Origin of the sequence: Streptomyces sp. SID4985, assembly GCF_009863025.1 — a bacterium.
GTDB lineage: Bacteria > Actinomycetota > Actinomycetes > Streptomycetales > Streptomycetaceae > Streptomyces.
In genome coordinates, this window is sequence record NZ_WWIR01000414.1 from 1 (window position 1) to 2,173 (window position 2,173).

Consider the following 2,173-nt stretch of genomic DNA (forward strand, 5'->3'; position numbering starts at 1 on the left):
CGCCGCCCGCCCCGTCGGCGGCGCCGTCGGCCAGCTCATCGAGGCCGCCCGGGGCGAGGACGCCCTGCTGCGCGGGCTCGCCTTCGAGGCGCTGCGCGTCGTCGGCGCCCCCGCCGAGCCGGACGTGCACGCGGTCGTCGAGGAGCCCGCGCTGCGGCCGTACGCCCTGCTGTGGCTGGCCGAGCACGACGGTGTGGACCCCGAGGACGCGCACGAGGTGCTCACCCGCGAGGAGGCCACCTGGCTCTGGGTCGACACCGCCGCCGCCGTCGCCGACCACGGCGAGACGGACATGCTGGTACGGCACCTGGAGGCCGCCGTGCAGCCGACCGTCCCCGCCCTGCTGGAGGAGGTGCGCGCCGTCGGCCACCCCCGCACCGTGCAGGTCCTGGTCGCGCTGGCCGCCGCGCACCCCGACCCCGCCCTCGCCAAGGCCGTACGCCGCGCCGCCTTCCAGGTCCACACGGGCGGCTAGCGGCGGGCCCCCACGCGGTCGGCGGCTCAGGCGCTCAGGGGCTCAACGGCTCAGGGGCTCAGAGCGCGATCGCCGGGGCGTACGTCCCGAAGCTCCAGACGTTGCCCTCGGCGTCCCGCGCCATGTAGTCCCGCGAGCCGTAGTCCTGGTCCGTCGGGGGCATAAGGATCTCCACGCCGTGCTCCACGGCCCGCTGGTGGTGGGCGTCCACGTCGTCCACGACGATGTACACCCCCGCGGGCCCGGCGTCCTTCATCACGGAGTCGAAGAGCCCGCCGCGCCCCTTGGAGCCGAGCATCACCGCGCCGTTGCCCTGGGCCAGCTCGGCGTGGAGCACGGTGCCGTCCTCCGACTCGTACACCGTGAGCTCGGTGAAGCCGAGGGCCTCCGTCAGCTGCCCGATCGCGGCCTTCGCGTCCGCGTAGAGCACCGTCGGGTAGACACTGGGCCGTCCGTCCGCTGCCGCCATGGCGATCACTCCCTTGTGCGCCGGGTACCTCCGGACGTCCTGTCCGGATCTGTGGTGACTCGCCGCTCAGTGTGACACCCGCCACTGACAACGCCCCGGGTCTTTCGGCGCACCCGTCAGCCGAAGGTGTTGCACCGGGACGGGTCGCCCGTGCGGTACCCCTGGTCGAACCACTGCTGGCGCTGGAGCGAGGAGCCGTGCGTCCAGGTCTCCGGGGTCACCCGGCCCTGGAACTCCTGCTGGATCCGGTCGTCGCCCACGGCCGCCGCCGCGTTCAGGCCGTCCTTGATGTCCTCCGGGGTCAGGCTGGTGATCAGCGGCCGCCCGGTCGCCGGGTCCGGGGTCGTCGTCGCGTGGTGGGCCCACACCCCGGCGTAGCAGTCGGCCTGGAGCTCGGTGCGCACCGAGTTGCTGCTCTCGCCGGTCAGGCCGTCCTGGGTACGGCCGAGGGTGCCCTCCAGGTCCTGTACGTGGTGGCCGTACTCGTGCGCGACGACGTACGCCTGCGCGAACGGGCCCCCGCTCGCCCCGAACTTCGTCCGCAGCTCGTCGAAGAAGCCCAGGTCCAGATAGACCTTGCCGTCGCCGGGGCAGTAGAACGGCCCCACCGCCGCGGTCGCCGCCCCGCAGGCCGTACGGATCTGGCCGGTGAAGAGCACGGTCTTCGCCGGGGTGTAGGTACGGCCCTGACCGCGGAACTCCTGCGACCAGTAGTCCTGCACGCTGTTGACCACCGCCACCATCCGGCAGTCGGTCCGGGTGTTCGCGTCCTTGCCGGTACGGCACGACTCCTGGACGTCACCGAGCGACGACGGCTGCGACGCCGCCTGATCACCGCCCGACGACAGCCCCAGCTGGTCCGGCCCCACTCCCAGGAACAGCGCCAGCAACAGGGCGATCAGCCCCCCGATGCCACCCCCGATGGTCATCCGCCCACCAGGAATCCGGCTCCCGCGCGCGTCCTGCACCTCGGACGTGTCGAGATTCGCGTCATCGTCGAACTGCACCGGCCCCACACCTTCCGTCCCAGCGCCACTTCCACATCCAGCGCCCTGCCGCCATCCTTACCCGCCCACCTGCCCGGGACCACTGCGGGCCCCGGCGGGACTTCCGCCCCCCGGTACGACCACTCCGCACCCCGGCCAGACCACCCCTCACCCCTCGCCGGACCCAGCTCTCACACACGCACGCCCCCCGCAGGACAACCCCCTCACCCCCGCCAACCCCCG

At 73.2% G+C, this 2,173-nt stretch carries 2 protein-coding genes and 1 pseudogene; 1 reads left to right on the top strand and 2 read right to left on the bottom strand.

Annotated features, from left to right (window positions below; genetic code table 11):
* Positions 1-475: pseudogene (locus tag GTW40_RS18255) on the top strand (hypothetical protein); the annotation flags it as partial.
* 58 nt (positions 476-533) lie between these two features.
* On the opposite strand, the gene GTW40_RS18260 reads toward GTW40_RS18255, so the two are convergent.
* Both GTW40_RS18260 and GTW40_RS18265 read right to left on the bottom strand, forming a co-directional pair.
* Positions 534-944 (bottom strand): VOC family protein, encoded by a 411-nt coding sequence (locus GTW40_RS18260; protein ID WP_161181270.1) that lies wholly within the window; start codon positions 942-944, stop codon positions 534-536.
* Positions 945-1,060: 116 nt separating this feature from the next.
* Positions 1,061-1,951: a neutral zinc metallopeptidase gene (locus tag GTW40_RS18265; protein ID WP_161181271.1), complete on the bottom strand. Its 891-nt coding sequence runs from the start codon at positions 1,949-1,951 to the stop codon at positions 1,061-1,063.
* Positions 1,952-2,173: the final 222 nt, after the last annotated feature.

Excerpts from the sequence above, each read along its gene's own strand:
- GTW40_RS18260 (WP_161181270.1), bottom strand. The coding sequence starts at position 944 with ATGGCGGCAGCGGACGGACGGCCCAGTGTCTACCCGACGGTGCTCTAC.